The sequence below is a fragment of the Staphylococcus intermedius NCTC 11048 genome (assembly GCF_002902385.1).
GTDB lineage: Bacteria > Bacillota > Bacilli > Staphylococcales > Staphylococcaceae > Staphylococcus > Staphylococcus intermedius.
This window is the reverse complement of the sequence record NZ_PPQH01000119.1, coordinates 1-350: the sequence shown is the minus strand read 5'-3', so window position 1 is coordinate 350 and position 350 is coordinate 1. Positions and strand designations below refer to the sequence as shown.

Genomic DNA, 350 nt, shown 5'->3' with positions numbered 1-350 from the left:
CGAAAGAAGTAAGCCAATTCTTCAGCGACTTAACATCAGGAGCGAAATCAACTTACGAATCATTAAGCGCATCAGCAGCGAATAGTGAATCAATGAATGCTTCGACTTCAATGAGCACATCTGAATCAGTAAGTGCATCAATGAGTGCAAGCGAATCAGCAAGCACATCAACAAGTGCGTCTGAATCAGCAAGCACATCAACAAGTGCGTCTGACTCAACAAGTACTTCAACAAGCACAAGCGAATCAGATAGCATCGCGAAAGAAGTAAGCCAATTCTTCAGCGACTTAACATCAGGAGCGAAATCAACTTACGAATCATTAAGCGCATCAGCAGCGAATAGTGAATCA

General features: G+C 42.6%; 1 protein-coding gene. It reads left to right on the top strand.

The features are described from left to right. On the top strand, positions 1–350 hold a 350-nt coding region (locus CD138_RS14415; RefSeq protein ID WP_180991067.1), incomplete at both ends, for a hypothetical protein.